This is a genomic window from Stenotrophomonas sp. YJH_SMC_119, from assembly GCF_059368315.1.
The window spans coordinates 17,377-37,716 of sequence record NZ_JCAFRP010000001.1 but is presented as its reverse complement, the minus strand read 5'-3'; the positions used below and the strand labels follow the sequence as shown (position 1 = coordinate 37,716).

Sequence of the window (20,340 nt, the reverse complement as noted above, 5' to 3'; positions counted from 1 at the left end):
GGATCCACTGGGTGGCAATCGGTCTCAGCCCGCCGCGCTCAGCGGCGGGGTACCTGTGGCCAGCTGCGGCCAACGCTTGAGCACGGCCGCACGGATGCCCGCGGCGTCGATACCTGCTTCGGCCAGCAGGTCCTCGCGGCTGGCATGGTGCTGGTAGCTGTCGGGCAGGCCCAGGTGCAGGATCGGGCGCAGCACGCCTTCGGCATTGAGCAGCTCGCCGACGCCTGAACCGGCGCCACCGGCCACCACGTTGTCTTCGATCGTCACCAGGCCCTCGTGCTGGGCGGCGACAGCCAGCACCAGCTCGCGGTCCAGCGGCTTGATGAAACGCATGTTGACCACGCTCAGGCCGAGTTCGCGGCCGACCTGCTCGGCGGCGGCCACGGTGCTGCCGAAGGCGAGCAGGGCAATGCGGCTGCCCTGCAGGCGCAGTTCGCCCTTGCCGATCGGCAGGGTGGACAGGTCGGTGCCGGCTGCAACGCCGGTGCCGGTGCCGCGCGGGTAGCGCACGGCGGCCGGGCCCGGGTGCTGCAGGCCGGTGCTGAGCATCTGCCGGCACTCGGCTTCGTTGGACGGTGCCATCACCACCAGGTTGGGCACGCAGCGCAGGAAGCTCAGGTCGAGGTTGCCGGCATGGGTCGCACCGTCCGGGCCGACCACGCCGGCGCGATCGATCGCGAACAGCACGTCCAGGTCCTGGATCGCCACGTCATGTACCAGCTGGTCGTACGCGCGCTGCAGGAAGGTCGAGTAGATCGCCACCACCGGCTTGCCACCCTGGGTGGCCATGCCGGCGGCGAGGGTGACCGCATGCTGTTCGGCAATCGCCACGTCGAAATAGCGCTGCGGGTATTCCTTGCTGAAACGCACCAGGCCGGAGCCTTCGCGCATCGCCGGGGTGATGCCGTACAGGCGGGGCTCGGCGGCGGCGGCATCGCACAGCCAGTCGCTGAACACATCGGTATAGGTCGGCTTCTTGGCACCGGCCTTGGCCACCAGGCCCTTGTCCGGATCGAACGGGCCCACGGCGTGGTAACCGATCTGGTCGCCTTCGGCCGGCTCGTAGCCCTTGCCCTTGGTGGTCATCACGTGCAGCAGCTTCGGGCCCTTGGAGGCGCGCAGCGTCTTCAGCGTGGACAGCAGGGCGGGCATGTCGTGGCCGTCGATCGGGCCGGTGTAGTGGAAGCCCATCTCCTCGAACATCGTGGACGGCACGAACATGCCCTTCCAGTGTTCTTCCCAGCGCTTCACGAAACGCGCCGGGTTGTTCTTCTTGTCACCGAGGATCTTCTTGCCGCCTTCGCGCAGCGCATTGAGCGTCCGGCTGCCGGTGGCACGGCCGAGCATCTTGGTCAGGCCGCCGACCGCCTCGGAGATCGACATGTTGTTGTCGTTGAGGATCACCAGCAGGTTCGGTTCCGGGTCCATGCCGCCGGCGTGCATCAGCGCTTCGAAGGCCATGCCGGCGGTCATCGCACCGTCACCGATCACCGCCACGATCTTGCGGTCGTCGCCTTCGGACTGGCGGGCAATGGCCATGCCGAGTGCCGCCGAGATCGAGGTGGAGGAGTGGCCGACGCCAAAGGTGTCGTATTCGCTCTCCTCGCGCTTCGGGAATGGCGCGACGCCGTCCTTCTGCTTGACGGTGTGGATCTGGTCGCGGCGCCCGGTCAGGATCTTGTGCGGGTAGGTCTGGTGACCGACGTCCCAGACCAGCTGGTCGACCGGAGTCTGGTACAGGTAGTGCAGGGCTACGGTGAGTTCGATCACGCCCAGGCCGGCGGCGAAGTGGCCACCGCTCTTGCCCACCGATTCGATGAGGTAGGCGCGCAGTTCGTCGGCAACCGCCCTCAGTTCGGATTCGTCGAACGTGCGCAGGTCATCCGGCGTCTGGATGCGCGCGAGGCGGGGATAGCGGGCAGAGTCGATCATCATGTTCGCACTTTTTCTGAATGCCCATTTTCGCCCTCAAACGGGGGTGGGGCAAGCAAACGCCGCCGTCCGTGACAGGACGGTGAGGGTTGCATTTTCAGGCGTTCAGGTGCTCAGTTTCGACCGCTTGGGCAATTGCGCCTTCAGGAAGGCCATCTGGTCGGCCAGGATGTTGCGGTTGGACAGGATCAGGTGCTCGATCCAGCTGGGCCGGTAGGGCACGGCCAGCAGCGGCATTCCGGCCTGCTGCGGGGTGCGGTCGCTCTTGCGCGAGTTGCAGTGGAAACAGGCGGTGACCACGTTTTCCCAGCAGTCCAGGCCGCCCTTGGACAGTGGCACGACGTGGTCGCGGGTGAGCGTGGGGCGGTTGAACTGCTGGCCGCAGTACATGCACAGGTGGGCGTCGCGGGCGAACAGGGCCGGGTTGGTCAGGTTCGGCGTGGGGTCGATCGCGCGGGAGCGGGCATGGCCGCGCGCGGCGATGATCGGGTGCAGGTCCATGCCGCTCTGCAGGCCGCTGAAGCGATTGGTGCCGCCGTGGATGTGCAGGCAGGGATCGCCCAGCGTCCAGGCCACCGCTTCGCGGGCGTAGAGGCACGCCGCATCCTGCCAGGTGATCCAGTCCAGTACGCGTCCGTGGGCATCAAGCGAGAGCAGCCGGACCGAACCGGGGCGATGCAGCGTCGTGGCGTTGGGCGATGCTTCGGCGCCCGGAGCAGAAAACGGAGCTCCGGCTTCGATCAGACCCAAGCGTGTAGTGTCTGTCTCCATCGGGAGAACAGCTTATACCTGAATGTTGACGATTTGTGTATCGCCTGTCGGCGATACGCAAATCGCAACGATTCAGGTCCGCGCATTCCTCCTATCCCCCGCACCTGTCGGTGCGCCCCCTTTAGCAACCCAGCCCGCCGTTGGCGCGCTGGGTTGCCCGCGCATTCTTCCTAATCCCCCGCACCTGTCGGTGCGCCCCCTTTAGCAACCCAGCCCGCCGTTGGCGCGCTGGGTTGCCCGCGCATTCTTCCTAATCCCCGCGCCTGTCGGCGCGCCCCCTTTAACAAAAGGGGGCTCTTCTCCAGAGGGATTTAGGGGGTTCTCATCCACGCGTGGCGTGGATCTGCAGCAGCGGAAATCTGTCGAAGGCGGGGTGGGTCCGGTTGCGGGGGCGTGAGCGCCATGGATGGCGCGATCGAGGCTAAAGGAACGTATTTGCGCCGTCCCCCGCAATTGGACCCACCTCGCCATCCCGCAGGAAGCCAGCTATTGCGGTTGCCGGCCAGCGGCCGGCACTACCGCGGGTGCCGGGCGGCAGCCCGGCTCAGGCGCCGAAGCGCTCGTCGTCCATCGCCATCAGCGGGGCGGCGCCGGCCTGGATCGCGGCGGCGTGGCTGAGGGTGCGCGGCAGCACACGGGCGAAGTAGAAGCGAGCGGTTTCGCGCTTGCCCTTGGCGAAGGCGGCGCCGTGCGCGCTGGCGTCGGCGGCGGCCACGCTGCGGGCCCACCAGTAGGCCAGTACCACGTAGCCCGAATAGAACAGGTAGTCGTAGCTGGCTGCGCCCAGTTCGTCCGGATTGCCGGCCGCGCGCTGCAGCACGTCCAGGGTCAGCTTGCCCCATTCGGCGGACTTGGCGCGCAGCGGGCCGATGAACTCGGCCAGCGCTTCGTTGCCCTCGTGTTCCTTGGCGAAGGCTTCGATCTCGGCCAGCATCAGCTTCAGGCCGGCGCCCTGGCTGGACGCGGTCTTGCGGCCGATCAGGTCCAGCGCCTGGATGCCGGTGGTGCCTTCATACAGGGTGGTGATGCGAGCGTCGCGGGCCAGCTGTTCCATGCCGTGTTCGCGGATGTAGCCGTGGCCACCGAAGCACTGCAGGGCGTTGTAGGTGTTCTCGATGCCCCATTCGGTCTGGCAGGCCTTGGAGATCGGGGTCAGGAAGCTCACCAGGGTGTCGGCGCGCTCGCGCTCGGCGGCATCCTCGGCATGGTGGGCGATGTCGATCAGGGTGGCGGCGTGCAGGGCCAGCAGGCGGCTGCCCTCGACCAGCGACTTCACCGTCAGCAGCATGCGGCGCACATCCGGGTGCACCAGGATCGGGTCGGCCGGCTTGTCCGGGAATTTCGCACCGCTCAGGGCGCGCGACTGCAGGCGTTCACGGCTGTACTTCAGTGCGTTCTGGTAAGCGCGCTCGGACAGGCCGATGCCCTGAAGGCCGACGCCCAGGCGCGCGGTGTTCATCATGGTGAACATGGCCTGCAGGCCCTTGTGCGGCTGGCCGACCAGGTAACCCTGCGCACCGTCGAAGTTCATCACGCAGGTGACCGAACCCTTGATACCCATCTTGTGCTCGATCGAGCCGCAGCGCAGTGCGTTGCGCTCGCCGACATTGCCATCGCGGTCGACCTTGAACTTGGGCGTGACGAACAGCGAGATGCCCTTGGCGCCCGGAGGGGCGTCGGGCAGCTTGGCCAGCACCAAGTGCACGATGTTTTCGGTCAGGTCGTGCTCGCCGGCGGTGATGAAGATCTTGGTGCCGGTGATCGAGTAGCTGCCATCGGCGTTCGGCTCGGCCTTGGTCTTCAGCAGGCCCAGGTCGGTACCGCAGTGCGGCTCGGTCAGGCACATGGTGCCGGTCCAGCGGCCCTCGATCAGCGGCTTGAGGAAGGCCTCGTGCTGCCAGGCCTCGCCGTGCTGCTTCAGCGCTTCGATGGCGCCGTGCGAGAGCAGCGGGAAGTTGCCCCACGCCAGGTTGGCGGCGTTGATCATTTCGTTGAGCGGCACGCCAAGGGTGTGCGGCAGGCCCTGGCCCCCCAGTTCCGGCGAGGCGGTCAGGCCGGTCCAGCCGCCATTGACGAACTGGTCGTAGGCCTGCTTGAAGCCGGGCGGGGTGGTCACTTCACCGGTTGCCTGGTCGAGCACGCAACCGATCTCGTCGCCAACGCTGTTGAGCGGGGCCAGCACGGTTGCGCTGAAGCGGCCAGCTTCTTCCAGCACGGCATCGACCACGTCGGCGGTGGCGTCGGTGAAGCCCAGGCGGGCGAACAGGGGTTCGACCTTGAGCACGTCGTGCAGGGCGAAACGGAGGTCGGAAAGCGGGGCGGTGTAGCTGCTCATCGGTACGTCTCGATTTGATCAGGGCAGGGGAGAGCGGCGCCAGGCGCCGCGACGGAGGTGGAAATCAGCGCAGCACGCCCGGCAGGCCCGGGGCCTGGTTGAGGGTGCTGCGGCTGCTGATATCGAAGCTGCGCTGCTTCTTTTCCTGCGGCGTGGCCGCGACCGTTCCCTTCAGGCCATAGGCCAGGGTGCGGTTGCCGGCCAGTGCATCGGCCACCACCAGGCGTGCGGCCGAACTGGGCACCAGGTCGACATTGATGACATCCGCGGAGGTGCCGCCGATGGAGATACCGGGCTTGGCCTGCAGGGTGCCGGCGTCGCTGTCGCCGACGGTCAGTGCCAGCGAGACGTCATCGAAGGTCATCGGCATGGAGCTGTAGTTCTGCAGGCGCAGGGCCACGGTCCAGTTGCCGTCGGCGCGTACGGTCAGCTGCTGCAGGCTGGCCGCCGGTTCCGAAACACGCTTGACGATGCCGTTGCCGCAGGCGGCAAGGGCGAGGGTGCTCAGGACGATCAAGGCGATACGGAAACGGTGGAGCATGGGCGCAGGTCCTCTGGAGGCGGTGCGTTGGAATAAGCATACTACGGCGTATGGTCGTTTGGATCGCCTGTGGCGAGCCGTCGCAGAGGGTAGCGCGTGAAGATGGCGGCGGGGCGTGCGCAGCGCTGGATCTTCGGGCGCACGGTGCGCGTACGGATTGAACTGCGGCTCAATCGGCGGGCGTATCGCGAAGCGGGGCCATCAGGCGCAGCGGGCGCAGGTCGTAGCCCATGGCTTCGGCTTTTTCCTTCAACTGCTCGAACCGGGCGCGGTCCATTTCCGGCAGGCGCGAGAGGATCCACAGGTATTTCCGGTCCGGTTCACCAACCAGGGCCCACTGGTAGTCCGGGTCCAGCGCCAGCACCCAGTAGTCGGCCCAGACCAGTGGCACCCAGCTCAGCCAGTCCGGAACGAAGCGCACCTGCAGTTGGCCGGGATGGCCAGCCACCGGGCGTGCAACGCCTTCGGCGATCACGCGTTCTCCGTCGGCTTTGCGGCAGGCATTGGTGACACTGATGCGGCCATCGCGGCGCAGCCCGTAGTTGGCGGTGATCTCGCCGACGCACTGCTTCTGGAATGACACCGGCAGGTGAGCGATCTCGTGCCATTGGCCTGCATAGCGGTCGATGTCCAGCGTGTCGACTGCACGCACCGGTTCGGCGGCGATCACCGGGGCGGCGGCCAGCAGCAGGCAGGCGAGCAGGGTGGGGCGCAATTGCATCGGCAGGCTCCGGCAGGAATCTGCAGCGTAGGTGCCGCGGCGGGTACCGGTGTAAATGTTTCGTCAACCAGACGGCGGTGGCCCGGCATGGATCGAGGCCATGGAAGGGGCCAGCGCCAGGTAGATCCACGCCATGCGTGGATGGCAGGCCGCACGCAAAAAAAAGACCTGCATTTCTGCAGGTCTCTGAAGATGGTGGCCGAAGACGGAATCGAACCGCCGACACGGGGATTTTCAATCCCCTGCTCTACCAACTGAGCTACTCGGCCAAATTGTGTGGCAACCGTGATCAAACCCGGTTTCCGGAAAAAAAAGACCCGCATTTCTGCAGGCCTTCGAAAGTGGTGGCCGAAGACGGAATCGAACCGCCGACACGGGGATTTTCAATCCCCTGCTCTACCAACTGAGCTACTCGGCCACATGTTTCGTTGCAGCGAGGTCGCTGCCAAGGACGCGTATATTACGGAGGTCGGCTGCCTTCGGCAAGCGTTTTGCCAAGATTTCTTCACATTGCCGTCTGCGGGCTCGCAAGTGCTTGATCCTCCGTTGTGGGGCGGGGCGTGGCCAATCGATCATCGTCTGCGGTGGAAATCAGCAGGTCGCCGCAATCGCCAAAGCTGCAAGGGCAAGGGGTGCGCCGGACCCGCGCCGCGCCGGTCCATGGAACGCTGTTTTCATGGCCGTTGCCGGCGATCGTCGCGGCGTAGTGTCGGCATTCCTTTCCTGATGCTGGCAACAGCAGAGCCGGTCACCATGTCCGATTCCCTCGCTACCTCCCGTATCGTGCTGGCCTCGCGTCCGCAGGGCGCACCAAGCGCGGCCAACTTCCGCCTGGAACAGGCTGCGCTGCCGGCATTGGGGGATGGCGAAGTGCTGCTGCGCAACCGCTACCTGTCGCTGGACCCGTACATGCGTGGACGCATGGACGAGGGCCCCTCGTATGCCGCGCCGGTGGCGGTGGGCGCGGTGATGGAAGGGCAGACCGTGGCCGAGGTGCTGCAGTCGCACGCCGAGGGCGTAACCACAGGTGAGCTGCTGCTGGCGCCGGGCGGCTGGCAGACCCATGCGGTGCTGCCGGCCAAGGCATTGGGGCGCCGCCTGGACCCGGCCGGACTGCCGCTGAGTACGGCGCTGGGGGTATATGGCATGCCCGGCTTCACCGCCTATTCCAGCCTGCACGAAATCGCCCGTTTGAAGCCGGGTGAGACGCTGGTGGTGGCTGCCGCGACCGGGCCGGTGGGCGCGACCGTCGCCCAGCTGGCCAAGCTGCAGGGCGCGCGCGTGGTCGCCATCGCCGGTGGTGAAGCCAAGCGTGCCTACCTGCAGACGCTGGGCGTGGACGTGGCGCTGGATCATCGCGCGGCTGATTTTGCCGATCAACTGCGCGCGGCAGTGCCTGCCGGCATCGACGTGTATTTCGAGAACGTGGGCGGGCACGTGCTGGATGCGGTGCTGCCGCTGCTCAATGACTTCGCCCGCATCCCGGTGTGCGGCACCATCGCCACCTACAACGATCGTGGTGTCGAGCAGCCTGGCCCGGATCGGCTGCCGGCACTGTTCAGCCAGATCCTGCGCCAGCGCCTGACCGTGCGCGGTTTCATCGTGCACGACTTCAACCACCTGTGGCCGGACTTCGAGCGCGAGATGCCGCAGTGGCTGCGCGAGGGCCGCATCCAGTACCGCGAGGATGTGGTGGAAGGGCTGGAGAATGCGCCGGAGGCGTTCTTCGGGCTGCTGAAGGGGCAGAACTTCGGCAAGCTGGTGGTGAAGCTGGATTGAGGGCTTGGCGGCGTGCCGACCAAGGTCGGCACCTACCGGAAGCTGAGCGTGCCGATCAAGGTCGGTACCTGCTTCAGGCAGTCGAGGCCTTTTCCCGGCGCAGCAGTTCGCGCTTGCGCGCTACGCCCCACGCATAGCCGGACAGGTCCCCATCGCGGCGCACCACGCGGTGGCAGGGCACCGCCACCGCCAGCGGGTTGCTCGCGCATGCGCGGGCCACCGCGCGGCTCGAGCGCGGGGCGCCGATGCGCGCGGCGACATCCGCATATGACGCGGTCTGCCCGCGCGGAATCTGCTGCAGTGCCTGCCACACCCGTTGCTGGAACGCGGTGCCGCGGATATCCAGCGGCAGCGTGGCGCCGCGCGAAGGATCCTCGACCAGGCCCACCACCTGTGCCACCAGTTGCTCATAGCCCTGGTCGGCACCGACCAGTTCGGCCTGGCGGAAGCGTTGCTGCAATGACTGCAGCAGTGTCTCCGGATCGTCGCCGAGCAGGATCGCAACCACGCCGGTGGCACTGCTGGCCACCAGCACGCTGCCCAGTGAGCTTTCGGCAAGCGCGAAGTGGATGACTTCGCCGCGACCACCTGCGCGCCATTGCTTGGGAGTCATGCCCAGCAATTTCGGTGCGTTCTCGTAGAAGCGCCCACTGGAACCGAAGCCGGCATCGTGGAAGGCATCGGTGATGCGTTCCTGCTGTTGCAGCCCAGTGCGCAGGCGGTCGGCGCGCAGTGCCGCAGCGTACTGCTTCGGGGTCAGCCCGGTTGCCTCCTTGAACAGGCGATGCAGGCGGGTCGGGCTGCAGCCTGCGATGTCGGCCAGTTCCTGCAGCGAGGGTTCGTCGAGGCTGGCCTGCAGATGGCGGCAGACCCGTTCGACGCGGGCATCGAAGGCGGTGGTGGCGGTACTGTCCATGGCCGGATTCTGGCACGTGCCGGTGCTGCGGAAACTCCGTTTCCTGCACCGACGGGCCAGGCCCGGAAACGGAGTGTCGGCAGGGGAGATGCGCGGCATCGTGGCGGCCACTTCACAACCGGTACTGCCACCATGCGCCTGAACAACAAGATCGCCCTCATCACCGGAGCCAGCGCCGGCATCGGCCGCGCCAGCGCGCTGCGCTTCGCCGCCGAAGGGGCGAAGCTGGTGCTCAACGCTCGGCGGCCGGAGCCGCTGCAGGCGCTGGCCGAGCAGATTCGCGCCGCCGGTGGCGAGGTGGTGGTGCATGCCGCCGACGTGGCGGATCCGGCCACGGCCCCGGCACTGGTCGATCTGGCCCGGCAGTCATTTGGTGGCCTGGACATCGCGCTCAACAATGCCGGCATGCTCGGGCCGGGCGTGCCGGCAGCGGAGTTCCCGGTGGACGCCTGGCGCGAGGTGATGGCGACCAATCTGGATGCCGCGTTCCATGCCGCACGTGCGCAGTTGCCGGCACTGCTGGCGCGCGGCGGCGGCTCGCTGGTGTTTGTTGGCACTTTTGTCGGCCACACCGTGGGCTTCCCCGGCATGGCGGCCTATGCGTCGAGCAAGGCCGGGTTGATCGGCCTGAGCCAGGTGATCGCCGCCGAATACGGTGCGCGCGGCGTGCGCAGCAACGTGCTGCTGCCCGGTGGCACCGATACCGAGATGGGCCGGCAGGCGGCACCGACCGGCGATGCGCGCGACTTCGTGCGCTCGCTGCACGCACTGAAGCGCATGGCCGAGCCGGAGGAGATCGCCAACGCGGCGCTGTTCCTGGCCAGCGACGAAAGCAGTTTCGTTACCGGCACCGCGATGCGCGTGGAGGGCGGGGTGTCGATCACGCGGACCTGAGTGCGCGGCTGCACGCGGCGTTGGCGGCAGGTTGACCTGCGGCTTACCCGGCAGTCTCTAGCGTGGAGGCCAGCGCGGGCTTTCCGCCGGCGAGGGAGTGTTCGATGAACGTGCGCAGCAACCGCCAGAACGATCCGAAGCAGGGCGTGCAGGAAAGCCGCCAGGACAGGAAGCAGGACGATGTGGCCAGGCAGCGGCCGGGGCAGCGCGATCAAGAGGTGCGCGATACGCATTCGCGCAGCCCGCAGCGCAAGGATGGCGGCCAGGAGCCTGCCTGAGCCAGCACCCGGAAAAGAAAAAACCCGCAGATCGCGAGGATCTGCGGGTTCTTCTGAAAAGTGGTGGAGCCAAGGAGGATCGAACTCCTGACCTCGTCATTGCGAACGACGCGCTCTCCCAGCTGAGCTATGGCCCCACGGCAGGCTTTCAGTGTAGCGCTGCCTGCCGGGCTTGCCAAGCGTTGGCCCGGGACGGCGGCAGGCGTGGATCTGACGCCGTCCCCAGCCGGTTCAGGACAGGGCCTGGCGCAGCAGATCTCCCGCGCGCTGTGCCGCCACTGCAGTGGCGGTGCTGACCGCCTGCAGGTGGATGCAGGCGTGGATCATCCCCAGCAGCCGCTCCTGCGTGCAATCGACGCCCGCAGCCTGCAGGCGATGCGCGTACTGCTCGGCCTCGTCGCGCAGCGGGTCGTGCTCGCAGCTGAGGATGGTGGCTGGTGCCAGCCCCTGCAGGTCGGTTGCGTGGGCGGGCGAGGCCAGCGCCGACGGTTGGGCCAGACCACCCAGATAGGCCTGCCAGCAGCGCTGCATCAGTTTAGCGCTGAGGTAATAGCCCGTGGCGTAGTCCCGATAGGAATCGCTGCCCATGCCAGCATCCAGCGCCGGGTACAGCAGCAGCTGGTGGCACGGTTGCGGCAGGCCCCGTTCGCGCAGCAGCAGGCAGCAGGCGGCGGCGAGATTGCCACCGGCGCTGTCGCCACCGATTGCCAGGCGCTGTGGGTCCAGGCCGAGGCGATCCGCATTGGCCTGCAACCATCGCCAAGCGTCGGCGACGTCATGTAGTGGAACCGGGAACGGGTGCTCCGGCGCCAGCCGGTAGCCGACCGCGGCGATCACGCAGCCGCTGGCATTGGCCAATGCCCGGCAGGGGCCGTCATAGACCGCCAGCGAGCACTGGAACCAGCCGCCACCGTGGGCGAACAGCAGAGCCGGTACCGGTCCATCGGGCAGCCCTTCCGGCGTGTAGAAACGCAGCTCCAACGCATGCCCGTCGCGCGCGATTACCGTGTGCTCGATCACGTGTGCGACGGCCTGTGGTGCTCCCTGCAACTGTGGCAGCGCGCTCTCGCTGATCACCCGCAGTTCGCGCAGGTCTTCCGGCAGCGCATGGGCGGCGACGGCGTCGACGAACTCCTGCAGCGCCGGTTCAAGCAGCATGGCGTGCCTCCAGCAGGAAGGGCAGCAACTGCGCCAGGAACGCCTGCGGTGCTTCTTCCATGATGAAGTGGCCGCAGCCCGGCACGATGCTGCCGCGCACGTCATCGGCATGTGGCTGCAGGGTGAGCATCGGCGCATCGGCGGTGGCGTGCTCGGCGCCGATGGCCAGCACCGGCATCGCCAGCCGGCGCTGCGCACGTTCCTTGTTCTGGCGGATGGTTTCCGGAATCGCGCGGTACCAGGCGAAGCCGGCCCGCAGTGCGCCGGGGCGGCTGTAGGCGGCGATGTAGGTATCGGCAGCCACCGCGTCGCGGCGGTACGACCAGCGGTCGAACATGAATTCCAGGTAGGCGCGCTCGCGACCGCTGATGAGTGCCTCGGGCAGGTCGGCCACCTGGTTGAACATGAAATGCCAGAGGAAGATGTTGTCGGCCGGTGCGGCGAAGATGCCCGGTTCCGGCGCCAGGCCGGGAATCACCGCTTCGGTGACCGCCAGTTGGCGCACCGCCTGCGGCTGGTCGCTGGCCAGTGCATAGGCGATCCACATGCCGATGTCATGGCCGACCACCTGGTAGCGCTCGTGGCCCAGCGCCCGCATGGTCTGGTGCAGGACGGCGGCGGCACTGCCGGTGTCGTAGCCGTGGGCAGGGCGGTCAGATTCGCCGATGCCCGGCGGATCAACCGCGATGGCTTCGAAACCGGCCTGGGCCAGGGCGTGCAGCACATGGCGCCAGGCATACCAGGTCTGCGGCCAGCCGGGAATCAACAGCACCGGTTCGCCGTGGCCGGCGGAGACGCAATGCACGCGCTGGCCATCGATGCGCAGGTAGTGGTGGCGCAGGGCGTCGTCGCCGGCAGCGCCAGCGGGAAGGGAAGGGGTCATGGGGGAGTGCTCCGTGGGGGCTCAGGCGATGCCGAGCATGTGCTGCATCTGCGCGGTGCTGATCGGAGCACCGGCGAAGTCGTCGAAGATCTTGTCGGTGACCGGAATGATGTGGTCGCGGATGAATGCAGCGCCTTCGCGTGCACCGGCTTCCTGGTCCTTCAGGCAGCACTCCCACTCCAGCGTCGCCCACCCCTGGTAGTCGTACTGGGCCAGCTTGGAGAAGATCGACTTGAAGTCGACCTGGCCATCGCCCAGCGAGCGGAAGCGACCGGCCCGTTCGGTCCAGTCGGCGTAGCCGCCATAGATGCCCTGGCGGCCGCTGGGACGGAACTCCGCATCCTTGACATGGAACATGCGGATCAGCGGGTGATAGATGTCCAGGTACTCCAGGTAGTCCAGCTGCTGCAGCACGAAGTGGCTGGGATCGAACAGGATGCGGCAGCGCTGGTGCTGGCCGACTCGCTCGAAGAATCGCTCGAAGCTGGTGCCGTCATGCAGGTCTTCGCTGGGATGGATCTCGTAACAGAGGTTGATGCCGTTGTCCTCGCAGGTATCGAGGATCGGCCGCCAGCGGCGCGCGAGTTCGTCGAAGGCGGCATCGATCAGGCCCGGCGGGCGCTGCGGGAACGGGAACAGATACGGCCAGGCGAAGGAGCCGGAGAAGGTGCCCATGTCCTGCAGGCCCAGCCGGCGGGAGGCACGGGCGGCCAGGTGCAGTTGCTGCTGCGCCCATTCGCTGCGCGCCTTCGGGTTGCCGCGCAGTGCTTCCGGCGCGAAGCCATCGCAGAGTTCATCGTAGGCCGGATGCACGGCCACCAGCTGGCCGAGGATGTGGGTGGTGAGCTCGCTGACCTGCAGGCCGTGCTCAGCCAGGGTGCCGCGGATGTCGTCGCAGTAGTCCTGGCTGTCGGCAGCGGTGGCCAGGTCGAACAGGCGTGCATCCCAGGCCGGGATCTGCAGTGCCTTGAAACCGTGGCCAGCGGCCCACTCGGCAATGCTGGCAAGTGAGTTGAACGGGGCCTGGTCGCCGGCGAACTGCGCCAGGTGCAGGCTGGGGCCCTTGAGGGTCTGCATGTGTTGCTCCAATTATTTGTCGGTCGACAAAGAATAGGCGCGACCCTCGCGATGGTCAACACCCGCGTTACACTGCGCGCCTCACTGGAGCAGGCAGGCAGATGGCAGGGCGACCGCGCGAATTCGACAGGGACCAGGCGTTGCGCAAGGCGATGCTGCTGTTCTGGCAGCACGGCTACGAAGGCACGTCGATGTCGGCACTGGTCGAAACGCTGGGCATTGCCTCTGCACGCATCTACGCCGCGTTCGGCAGCAAGGAGCAGCTGTTCCGCGAAGCCGTTGCGCTGTACGAAGAGGGCGAGGGTGGTTTCGCGCCGCGCGCGCTGGAGCAGGCCACGCTGCGCGAGGCGATCGGGTCCATGCTGCGCGAGGCGGTGCTGACCTACACCCGCCGTGGGCGTCCGCATGGCTGCCTGGTGGTGTCCTCGGCCAGCAGCGTTTCGCCTGATGGCGAGGGCGTGCGGGACTGGCTGGCCAGCCATCGTCGCCAGCGCACGGCGGCGATCATCGCGCGGCTGCAGCAGGCGCAGGCCGAGGGTGAGCTGGCCGACGACGCGGCGGTGCAGGCGCTGGGTGACCACTTCGCCACGGTGCTGCATGGCATCTCGGTGCAGGCGCGTGACGGCATCAGCCGCGAGCGACTGCTGGCGATGGTCGATGTGGCGTTGGGGCCGCTGCCCTGAGTCAAGCCTTCAGGGCGTGCGGAATGCCCGGCGACTGTGCCGAAACCGCTGGTTTCGCCGGGCTTGGAGGTCGCGCAACGAAATCGTAACAATTTGGGGGATAATGGCGGCTTGCGCAGTTCTCCTCCCTTTTGCCGCCCGGCTCGCGCAGGCCGCACGGACGCCTCCTCAGAGCATTTCATGCCCTCCCATTCCGATTCCCGCCGCCTGTCGGGTATGTCGTCTTCCTTCGTTTCCTTCCGCCGCCATCCGCTGGCCCTGGCCTGTGCCGGCCTGGCTCTGGTCGGCAGCTTCGGTGCCGCCGCGCAGGACAGCGCGCCGACCCCGACCGGGCTGGACACGATCACCGTGACCGCCGAACACCGCGAGCAGAACCTGCAGGAAGTGCCGGTCTCGGTGGGCGTGGTGCAGGGCGAGCGCATGCGCGACTTCACCGCCGGCGGCGATGACACCCTGCTGGCGCTGTCCGGCCGCGTGCCGAGCCTGTATGCGGAAACCACCACCGGCCGCATCTTCCCGCGCTTCTACATCCGTGGCCTGGGCAACATCGACTTCTACCTGGGTGCCTCGCAGCCGGTGTCGATCATCCAGGACGACGTGGTGCTGGAGCACGTGGTGCTGAAGTCCAACCCGGTCTATGACGTCGACCAGGTGGAAGTGCTGCGCGGCCCGCAGGGTTCGCTGTTCGGCCGCAACACCACCGCCGGCATCGTCAAGTTCGACACCCTGAAGCCGACCCAGGATTACACCGGCCGCGTCAGTGCCAGCTATGCGACCTATAACAGCGTGTCGATCGACGGCGGCTTCGGCGGCCCGATCAACGACATCGCCTCGTTCCGCGTGTCGGCCCTGTACCAGCACCGCGACGACTACGTCGACAACACCTACCGCGGCCCGAGCGCCGACGGCACGGTCAGCCCAAAGAAGAACGCCATGGGCGGCTTCGATGACCGCAACGTACGCGCGCAGCTGCTGCTGACCCCGAGCGACCAGTTCTCGATCCTGGCCTCGGCCCACGCCCGTGATTACGAGGGCACCTCGACCCTGTTCCTGCGCGGTGCGCTGACCAAGGGCTCGAACAAGACCGACGTGCCGCGTGACAAGGTCGCCTACGACGAAGCCGACAACAACCCGCAGGCCTACAAGACCTACGGCGGTTCGGTGAAGGCGCGTTATGACTTCGGCGCGATCGACTTCACCTCGATCACCGCCTACGAAACCACCTCCGGCTACAGCCGCGGCGACACCGACGGCGGCGCCGCGGTGAACTTCCCGGTCAACGGCGTGCCGAACGGCTACGGCCAGTCGATGGGCCGCATCCGTGACCTGGACCAGTGGACCCAGGAATTCCGCCTGGCCAGCCATGATGACAGCGCCCTGCAGTGGCAGGCCGGTGCGTTCTACTTCAACGGCAGCGACACCACCGACTTCTACCAGCGCGCGTGGTTCCTGCAGGGCGCGGCCCGCAATCCGAACAACTGGGTGCGCCTGCGCAACAAGAACACCTCGTGGGCCGGTTTCGGCCAGCTGAGCTACGCCTTCACCGACAAGTTCACTGTCACCGCCGGCCTGCGCCAGACCAAGGACGAAAAGCACACCCGCCTGCTGAAGACCGCTGACACTGCCGCTGGCGTGGTCACCTACAAGGGCCGCACCGACGTCAGGATGTCCGACACCACCCCGAGCTGGGATCTGAGCGCGATGTATCAGATCACGCCGGACGTGAGCGTCTACGCCAAGGTCGCGCGTGGCTTCCGCGGCCCGACCATCCAGGGGCGTTCGGCGGTGTTCAACGCCGATTTCACCACCGCCGATTCCGAGACCATCCTGTCCTGGGAAGCGGGTGTGAAGAGCAGCCTGTGGGACAACCGCCTGCGCCTGAACGCTACCGCGTTCACCTACACCGTCAACGACATCCAGCTCAACGGCAACGATTCGGACGGCAATGGCGTGCTGTTCAATGCCGACAAGGCCAAGGCCTACGGTTTCGAAGCGGACATGGAGCTGCGCCCGATCCCGAACCTGACCCTGAGCGCCGGCCTGAGCCTGCTGCACAGCGAGATCAAGGACAAGCGCGTGTATGCGCAGGTCTGCGGCCTCAACGGCCAGGTGGTCTGCACCGTCGGTGACCCGACCATCAAGGTCGGTGCCAACACCTTCGCCCAGATCGACGGCAACCCGCTGCCGAACGCGCCGAAGTACAACGTCAACCTAGCCGCCCGCTACGACTTCCCGGTCAGCGACGCGGGCACCATGTTCGTGTCCACCGACTGGAACAAGCAGGGTTACACCAGCTTCGTGCTGTACGACAGCAAGGAGTTCAACTCCAAGGGTGACTTCGAGGGTGGCCTGAAGATCGGCTACTCGGGCAACTACGGTGCCTACGAAGTGGCGCTGTTCGCGCGCAACATCACCAATGAGAAGAACCTCAAGGGCGTGATCGAGAACTACATGGCCGCGGTCTACAACGAACCGCGTACCGTCGGTGTCTCGCTGAACATGAACTGGTAATGCGCTGTCGCGATGGCGGGGCATCCCGCCATCGCACTGCTGGAATGCAAAGGGCGGCCCGGTGATCCGGGCCGCCCTTTTCGTTGCTTCAGACTGCAGTGAGGTTGCTGTCCTGGCTGCGCTGGCCGAAGGTCAGGGCCCAAGTGGCGCTGTCCACCTGCTGCCGGTCCTGTTCCTGCTGCTTGCGTGCGCGGCTGGCACCGAACCAGCGGCCTTCGCCGTTGATCAGCGGTGCCATGCGTACCACGTCCACATACTCCGGATCGATCTCGCTGGCACGCTGCAGCCAGGTCAGAGCGAGGAATGCATTGGCCGGGACGCCGTTACCGAAGTGGTAGATGTCGGCCAGATAGCCGGCAGCCCACAGCTTGTCGTCGTCGTCGCCGCGCCACCACAGTGGAATCAAGGCGCGTTCGACCGCTTCGCGCTTGTGCGCGTCGTTCCGGCCATCGAATGCCAGGCAGGCCAGGTTGCGGCAGGTTGGGCCCCACACGCGCTCGCCGGCCTCGGCCTCATCCAGGCAGCGCAGGTACAGCTCGCGCGCACGCGCTTCATTCTCCGCGCCGCCTGCGGCGACGAGGCGTACGGCCAGGTTGTAGGTGGCGATCAGGTCGCCGCCTTCCACCGCACGCTCCTGCCAGTAGGCGGCCTTTTCCACATCGGCGAACTGCGGTTGGTCGCGGCCACCGAGGCGGCCCTTGTACAGGTCGCACAGCGCCGACATCGCGCCGGCGTCGCCATCGTCCGCCATGCGCTGCAGCAGCGACAGGCCTGCGGCTTGCGAAACATCACAGAACAGATTGGCGGCGAACGTCACCGCCGAGGTGTCGTCCTGCTGCGCAAGCTTCAACGCGCGCTGCAGCAGGACACTGGCGCGTGTCGGGTCGCTGGCCTGGCCGAGCAGGCCATGCTCGATGGCGGTGGCGGCCCAGAGCAGGCCGATCGCCGAATCGCCTTCGCGCGCGGCATAGTCCACCACCTGTGCGAACAGTGCTTCGGCACCGTCGACATGGGCGAACCAGGTGCAGGCCTCCAGGTTGCTGAGCCCCTCATGCAGGACCACATCGCGGTCCAAGGTCCATGCCTGCTGCAGATCTTCAAGCACCGCCTGCATGTGGTCCGGATCCCACTGCACGACGCCTTCGCTGTCTTCAACGCGGCCAAGCCGGTAGCGCAGCCCGGCGCGCTGGGCCAGCACCTGCGCGCGCAGGTGGCGGTCCAGGTGCCAGTCGAGGATCTGCGTGTAGGCGCGCTCGTGCGCGGCCACGGCCTCAGCATCCTCACGGTGGGGCAGATCGCCCATCCAGTCCTGCTCCTTGTGCCACCGCAGCGCGTTGCTCTGCGCCAGTTCCAGGCCACGGCACCAGCCACCCTCGATGAAGTTCTCCATCGCCTCATGGCTGCCGCCCCAGCGCGGGTACAGGAAGTACAGGGTGTCTTCCAGCGTGGCCAGATCGTCCGGGCGCTGCTCCAGCACCAGGCGCATCCAGTACGCCAGTGGTGCGTCGAAATCGTCCTGGCTGCGCTCGCGCAGCAACGGGGGCAGCGTATCCGGCAGCGTCTGCAACGGCGTGCCGAAGCGCGACAGCAGCTGCAATGCCTTTGGCCAGGCTTGAGGGTAGTGCTCGGCCAGCGTGGCGTCATCGGATGCGGCGGGTTCCCCGGCCTGCAGCGCACGCAGCCAGTTCGGTTCGCGCAGGTAGCTGGTGATGCGCTTGATGCCATCCAGCGCCAACGCAGGTCGTGGCGACAGCGGCATCGCCTGCAGGTAGGCGTGCACGGCATGGTCGCGGGCCAGCTGCGCCGCCAGCCACTGGCTGTCTTCGACCAGTGCGGCAACATCGGCGCTGCGCAGTTCGCCGGCAGCGTCCTGCCAGCAGGCGCCCAGGCAAAGCCAGGCGTAGTAGCTGCCGGGGGCGGCCGAGGCCCACTGCTGGGCCTGTTGCAGGCGGGCTTCCAGCGTCACCGTAGCGTCGTGCAGGTTGCGCAGCCGCCAGCGGATGCCGGGCAGCGCATTCTCTCCCTGCAGCCAGGCCAGCTCATGTGGAGCAAGCAACGCATCCAGTTCGGCATAGCGCCGTTCCTGCAGCGCAGTGCGCGCCTGCACGCGCCAGGCAAGGTCTTCGGGGGAAAGCCCGTCTTTTGCAAATCCGTTTGTCATTGCTGCAATCCGGCGAGTACGAGGCTGGACATTAGAAGCGCGGTCGTTAGAGGCGGCAAGTAGGACATGCGGCTGCCGTGCCGGTGGCATTCAGCAGGAGGCTTGAAGGTGAATCCCGTCACCCGGAACAGGCGTTCGCGTTGGGATCGTCCATGTGCAGCGGAAAGGCAAGCAGCAGCTCGGGCCGGTAGGCGAGTGTGCCCTGGCCCTGTCTCTACGCCTCGATTCCGGGAAATAGCCGTGCATCAGGCGTGCGGATGCAGCCAGGGTTCGAGCTTGTCCTGCTCGCTGGCAGCGGGGGCCTGTTCGATCAGGCGTGCCGAAAGCGCGAGGTAGTGAACCGAACGGGCCAGATCCAGCCCGCCCGTCAATGCCGCGTAGGCGTTGAGCTGGCTGCTGCGATCCATGCAGGGGTGCTGCTGGCCAGCAGCAGCGAGCCGATCATCCATCGTGACATGCAGGAAGAGGGCCATGCAGGCACGCAGCAATGTCCTTGTCGAGCATTGGCAGGGCCGCCCCGTGAGGCGGCCGATGCGGGTTGCTAGTTCCCCGGCAGCAGCGCCTGCAGGCGCGACTCCAGTTCCTGCTGGCGCCAGCCGGCCAGTGCGGCGGGCCACTGGCGACGTTCCAGATAGCTTTCCAGGTGCTTGCGCGAGGCAAGGATGCCATCTGGCAGTCCCAGTTCGCGGCTGCGTTCGGCCACGGCATCCTGCAGTTTCTTCAGCGCCTGCTTGTTGCTGTCGTTGGCCGGCAGCGCCAGCGGCGCGTCGGCTTCGTCGGCCAGCGGCGTGGACAGCGCCTGCCACACGGCGCCGGCCAGTTTGCGCGGTGCCTTTGGGAATTGCTCGAACAGCTTGCCCAGCGCTGCCTCGTCGGCCGGAGGCGTGCGCGCCAGAGTGGCGGCCAGTTCGTTGTCCAGGATCCAGCTTCGCGGGCGGTCGCTGCTGCGTGCCTGCACATCACGCCAGCGCAGCAGGCGCAACAGGCGGTGCTGCGCGGAGGCATCGAGGAACTGTGCCGAGCGCATCGCCAGGTGCGGCCAGCGATCTTCATCGTTGGCGACGCTGGCCAGCAGGCGCTCGCCATCGTCGTGCAACCACTGCTGGCGGCCCAGCGCCTGCAGCCTGGCATCAATGGCGTCGTGCAGTGCGAACAGGTGCTCGACATCGTCGGCGGCGTACTGCAGCTGCGACTCGGACAGCGGGCGGCGCATCCAGTCCGAGCGGGTCTCGCCCTTGGCCAGCGCCACTCCGGTGATCTCCGCCACCAGCTTCTGGTAGCCCATGCCGCCGCCGATGCCGGCCAGCGACGCCCCGATCTGGGTGTCGAACAGCGGTCGCGGCAGCACGCCGCAGGCCCACTTGAAGGCAACCAGGTCTTCGCTGGCGCTGTGCATTACCTTGGTGATGGATTCATCGGCCAGCCAATGCGCAAGCGCCTCGGTCATGCCGGGAATCAGCGGGTCGATGAGCAGGATGTCCTGCCCGACCGCCATCTGCACCAGGGCCAGCTGCGGCCAGAAGGTGCGTTCACGGATGAATTCGGTGTCCAGGCCGATGCGGGTCGGGCGCTGCTGGAAGTACGCATCCAGCTCGGCGGGGGTGGTGATCCAGGTTGCCACGGGTCAGGGCCTACTACTCGGGTTTGCTCAGGCAGGGGAGAATAGCCTAACGTCGGTCCGCGTCTGTGCCGAAGGAGGC

17 protein-coding genes and 3 tRNA genes are annotated in these 20,340 nt (G+C 67.0%); 5 read left to right on the top strand and 15 right to left on the bottom strand.

Features of this window, described 5'->3' with window-relative positions; translation table 11 throughout:
- Positions 1-24: 24 nt before the first annotated feature.
- The 7 genes from dxs to AC5P6S_RS00140 all read right to left on the bottom strand — a co-directional run bounded on the left by dxs (position 25) and on the right by AC5P6S_RS00140 (position 6,718).
- Positions 25-1,932 carry a 1-deoxy-D-xylulose-5-phosphate synthase gene (gene dxs, locus AC5P6S_RS00170; RefSeq protein WP_032964317.1) on the bottom strand — a complete coding sequence of 636 codons (1,908 nt, stop codon included), beginning with the start codon at positions 1,930-1,932 and terminating at the stop codon, positions 25-27.
- 105 nt (positions 1,933-2,037) lie between these two features.
- Complete coding sequence (locus AC5P6S_RS00165) at positions 2,038-2,703, bottom strand: HNH endonuclease (RefSeq protein WP_005410414.1); 666 nt, start codon at positions 2,701-2,703, stop codon at positions 2,038-2,040.
- A 544-nt stretch (positions 2,704-3,247) separates the two neighbouring features.
- Positions 3,248-5,038: an acyl-CoA dehydrogenase C-terminal domain-containing protein gene (locus AC5P6S_RS00160; protein WP_099527709.1), complete on the bottom strand. Its 1,791-nt coding sequence runs from the start codon at positions 5,036-5,038 to the stop codon at positions 3,248-3,250.
- Positions 5,039-5,102: 64 nt separating this feature from the next.
- Positions 5,103-5,579 (bottom strand): LEA/WHy family protein, encoded by a 477-nt coding sequence (locus AC5P6S_RS00155; protein WP_049395301.1) that lies wholly within the window; start codon positions 5,577-5,579, stop codon positions 5,103-5,105.
- 169 nt (positions 5,580-5,748) lie between these two features.
- Positions 5,749-6,300, bottom strand: coding sequence for a lipocalin family protein (locus AC5P6S_RS00150; RefSeq protein ID WP_024958015.1), 552 nt, complete (start codon positions 6,298-6,300; stop codon positions 5,749-5,751).
- A 193-nt stretch (positions 6,301-6,493) separates the two neighbouring features.
- Positions 6,494-6,569: transfer RNA gene (locus tag AC5P6S_RS00145), tRNA-Phe, on the bottom strand.
- Between the two features lie 73 nt (positions 6,570-6,642).
- Positions 6,643-6,718 (bottom strand) — tRNA-Phe (locus AC5P6S_RS00140).
- 335 nt (positions 6,719-7,053) lie between these two features.
- On the opposite strand from AC5P6S_RS00140, the gene curA reads away from it, so the two are divergent.
- Positions 7,054-8,079, top strand: a complete 1,026-nt coding sequence (curA, locus tag AC5P6S_RS00135; protein WP_495204423.1) for an NADPH-dependent curcumin/dihydrocurcumin reductase — start codon at positions 7,054-7,056, stop codon at positions 8,077-8,079.
- Positions 8,080-8,152: 73 nt separating this feature from the next.
- On the opposite strand, the gene AC5P6S_RS00130 is transcribed toward curA, so the two are convergent.
- The gene (locus AC5P6S_RS00130) at positions 8,153-8,995 is read right to left on the bottom strand and encodes a bifunctional transcriptional activator/DNA repair enzyme AdaA (protein WP_065183450.1); all 843 of its coding nucleotides are present in this window, start codon (positions 8,993-8,995) and stop codon (positions 8,153-8,155) included.
- A gap of 132 nt (positions 8,996-9,127) precedes the next feature.
- Between AC5P6S_RS00130 and AC5P6S_RS00125 the strand changes: the two genes are divergently transcribed.
- Both AC5P6S_RS00125 and AC5P6S_RS00120 read left to right on the top strand, forming a co-directional pair.
- A complete protein-coding gene (locus AC5P6S_RS00125; protein WP_049395563.1) occupies positions 9,128-9,889 on the top strand; it encodes an SDR family oxidoreductase in 762 nt (253 codons plus the stop codon).
- Positions 9,890-9,993: 104 nt separating this feature from the next.
- The gene (locus AC5P6S_RS00120; RefSeq protein WP_005414043.1) at positions 9,994-10,167 is read left to right on the top strand and encodes a hypothetical protein; all 174 of its coding nucleotides are present in this window, start codon (positions 9,994-9,996) and stop codon (positions 10,165-10,167) included.
- Between the two features lie 61 nt (positions 10,168-10,228).
- On the opposite strand, the gene AC5P6S_RS00115 is transcribed toward AC5P6S_RS00120, so the two are convergent.
- From AC5P6S_RS00115 to AC5P6S_RS00100, 4 genes are all read right to left on the bottom strand, one after another.
- Positions 10,229-10,304 (bottom strand) — tRNA-Ala (locus AC5P6S_RS00115).
- A gap of 94 nt (positions 10,305-10,398) precedes the next feature.
- Positions 10,399-11,325 (bottom strand): alpha/beta hydrolase, encoded by a 927-nt coding sequence (locus tag AC5P6S_RS00110; RefSeq protein WP_329754463.1) that lies wholly within the window; start codon positions 11,323-11,325, stop codon positions 10,399-10,401.
- Positions 11,315-12,208: an alpha/beta fold hydrolase gene (locus AC5P6S_RS00105; RefSeq protein ID WP_329755486.1), complete on the bottom strand. Its 894-nt coding sequence runs from the start codon at positions 12,206-12,208 to the stop codon at positions 11,315-11,317. Before AC5P6S_RS00105 ends, AC5P6S_RS00110 begins: the two co-directional genes overlap by 11 nt.
- A gap of 21 nt (positions 12,209-12,229) precedes the next feature.
- On the bottom strand, positions 12,230-13,285 hold the full coding sequence (locus tag AC5P6S_RS00100) for a sugar phosphate isomerase/epimerase family protein (protein ID WP_049429325.1): 1,056 nt from the start codon (positions 13,283-13,285) through the stop codon (positions 12,230-12,232).
- Positions 13,286-13,386: 101 nt separating this feature from the next.
- On the opposite strand from AC5P6S_RS00100, the gene AC5P6S_RS00095 reads away from it, so the two are divergent.
- Both AC5P6S_RS00095 and AC5P6S_RS00090 read left to right on the top strand, forming a co-directional pair.
- Positions 13,387-13,968 (top strand): TetR/AcrR family transcriptional regulator, encoded by a 582-nt coding sequence (locus tag AC5P6S_RS00095; protein WP_099527710.1) that lies wholly within the window; start codon positions 13,387-13,389, stop codon positions 13,966-13,968.
- A 180-nt stretch (positions 13,969-14,148) separates the two neighbouring features.
- Positions 14,149-16,479 carry a TonB-dependent receptor gene (locus tag AC5P6S_RS00090; RefSeq protein WP_049395557.1) on the top strand — a complete coding sequence of 777 codons (2,331 nt, stop codon included), beginning with the start codon at positions 14,149-14,151 and terminating at the stop codon, positions 16,477-16,479.
- Between the two features lie 88 nt (positions 16,480-16,567).
- Here the strand turns inward: AC5P6S_RS00090 and AC5P6S_RS00085 are convergent, their stop codons facing one another.
- From AC5P6S_RS00085 to rnd, 3 genes are all read right to left on the bottom strand, one after another.
- Positions 16,568-18,640: a DUF4034 domain-containing protein gene (locus AC5P6S_RS00085; RefSeq protein WP_099527711.1), complete on the bottom strand. Its 2,073-nt coding sequence runs from the start codon at positions 18,638-18,640 to the stop codon at positions 16,568-16,570.
- 245 nt (positions 18,641-18,885) lie between these two features.
- The gene (locus tag AC5P6S_RS00080) at positions 18,886-19,113 is read right to left on the bottom strand and encodes a hypothetical protein (protein WP_232092418.1); all 228 of its coding nucleotides are present in this window, start codon (positions 19,111-19,113) and stop codon (positions 18,886-18,888) included.
- A 68-nt stretch (positions 19,114-19,181) separates the two neighbouring features.
- Positions 19,182-20,261: a ribonuclease D gene (gene rnd, locus AC5P6S_RS00075; RefSeq protein WP_059034936.1), complete on the bottom strand. Its 1,080-nt coding sequence runs from the start codon at positions 20,259-20,261 to the stop codon at positions 19,182-19,184.
- Between the last annotated feature and the right edge of the window lie 79 nt (positions 20,262-20,340).

Coding starts and splice junctions, on each gene's coding strand:
- AC5P6S_RS00090 (WP_049395557.1), top strand. CDS start 14,149: ATGCCCTCCCATTCCGATTCCCGCCGCCTGTCGGGTATGTCGTCTTCC.
- AC5P6S_RS00160 (WP_099527709.1), bottom strand. CDS start 5,038: ATGAGCAGCTACACCGCCCCGCTTTCCGACCTCCGTTTCGCCCTGCAC.
- AC5P6S_RS00125 (WP_049395563.1), top strand. CDS start 9,128: ATGCGCCTGAACAACAAGATCGCCCTCATCACCGGAGCCAGCGCCGGC.
- AC5P6S_RS00100 (WP_049429325.1), bottom strand. CDS start 13,285: ATGCAGACCCTCAAGGGCCCCAGCCTGCACCTGGCGCAGTTCGCCGGC.
- AC5P6S_RS00120 (WP_005414043.1), top strand. CDS start 9,994: ATGAACGTGCGCAGCAACCGCCAGAACGATCCGAAGCAGGGCGTGCAG.
- AC5P6S_RS00130 (WP_065183450.1), bottom strand. CDS start 8,995: ATGGACAGTACCGCCACCACCGCCTTCGATGCCCGCGTCGAACGGGTC.
- AC5P6S_RS00155 (WP_049395301.1), bottom strand. CDS start 5,579: ATGCTCCACCGTTTCCGTATCGCCTTGATCGTCCTGAGCACCCTCGCC.
- dxs (WP_032964317.1), bottom strand. CDS start 1,932: ATGATCGACTCTGCCCGCTATCCCCGCCTCGCGCGCATCCAGACGCCG.
- curA (WP_495204423.1), top strand. CDS start 7,054: ATGTCCGATTCCCTCGCTACCTCCCGTATCGTGCTGGCCTCGCGTCCG.
- AC5P6S_RS00105 (WP_329755486.1), bottom strand. CDS start 12,208: ATGACCCCTTCCCTTCCCGCTGGCGCTGCCGGCGACGACGCCCTGCGC.
- AC5P6S_RS00085 (WP_099527711.1), bottom strand. CDS start 18,640: ATGACAAACGGATTTGCAAAAGACGGGCTTTCCCCCGAAGACCTTGCC.
- AC5P6S_RS00080 (WP_232092418.1), bottom strand. CDS start 19,113: ATGGCCCTCTTCCTGCATGTCACGATGGATGATCGGCTCGCTGCTGCT.
- AC5P6S_RS00095 (WP_099527710.1), top strand. CDS start 13,387: ATGGCAGGGCGACCGCGCGAATTCGACAGGGACCAGGCGTTGCGCAAG.
- AC5P6S_RS00110 (WP_329754463.1), bottom strand. CDS start 11,325: ATGCTGCTTGAACCGGCGCTGCAGGAGTTCGTCGACGCCGTCGCCGCC.
- AC5P6S_RS00165 (WP_005410414.1), bottom strand. CDS start 2,703: ATGGAGACAGACACTACACGCTTGGGTCTGATCGAAGCCGGAGCTCCG.
- AC5P6S_RS00150 (WP_024958015.1), bottom strand. CDS start 6,300: ATGCAATTGCGCCCCACCCTGCTCGCCTGCCTGCTGCTGGCCGCCGCC.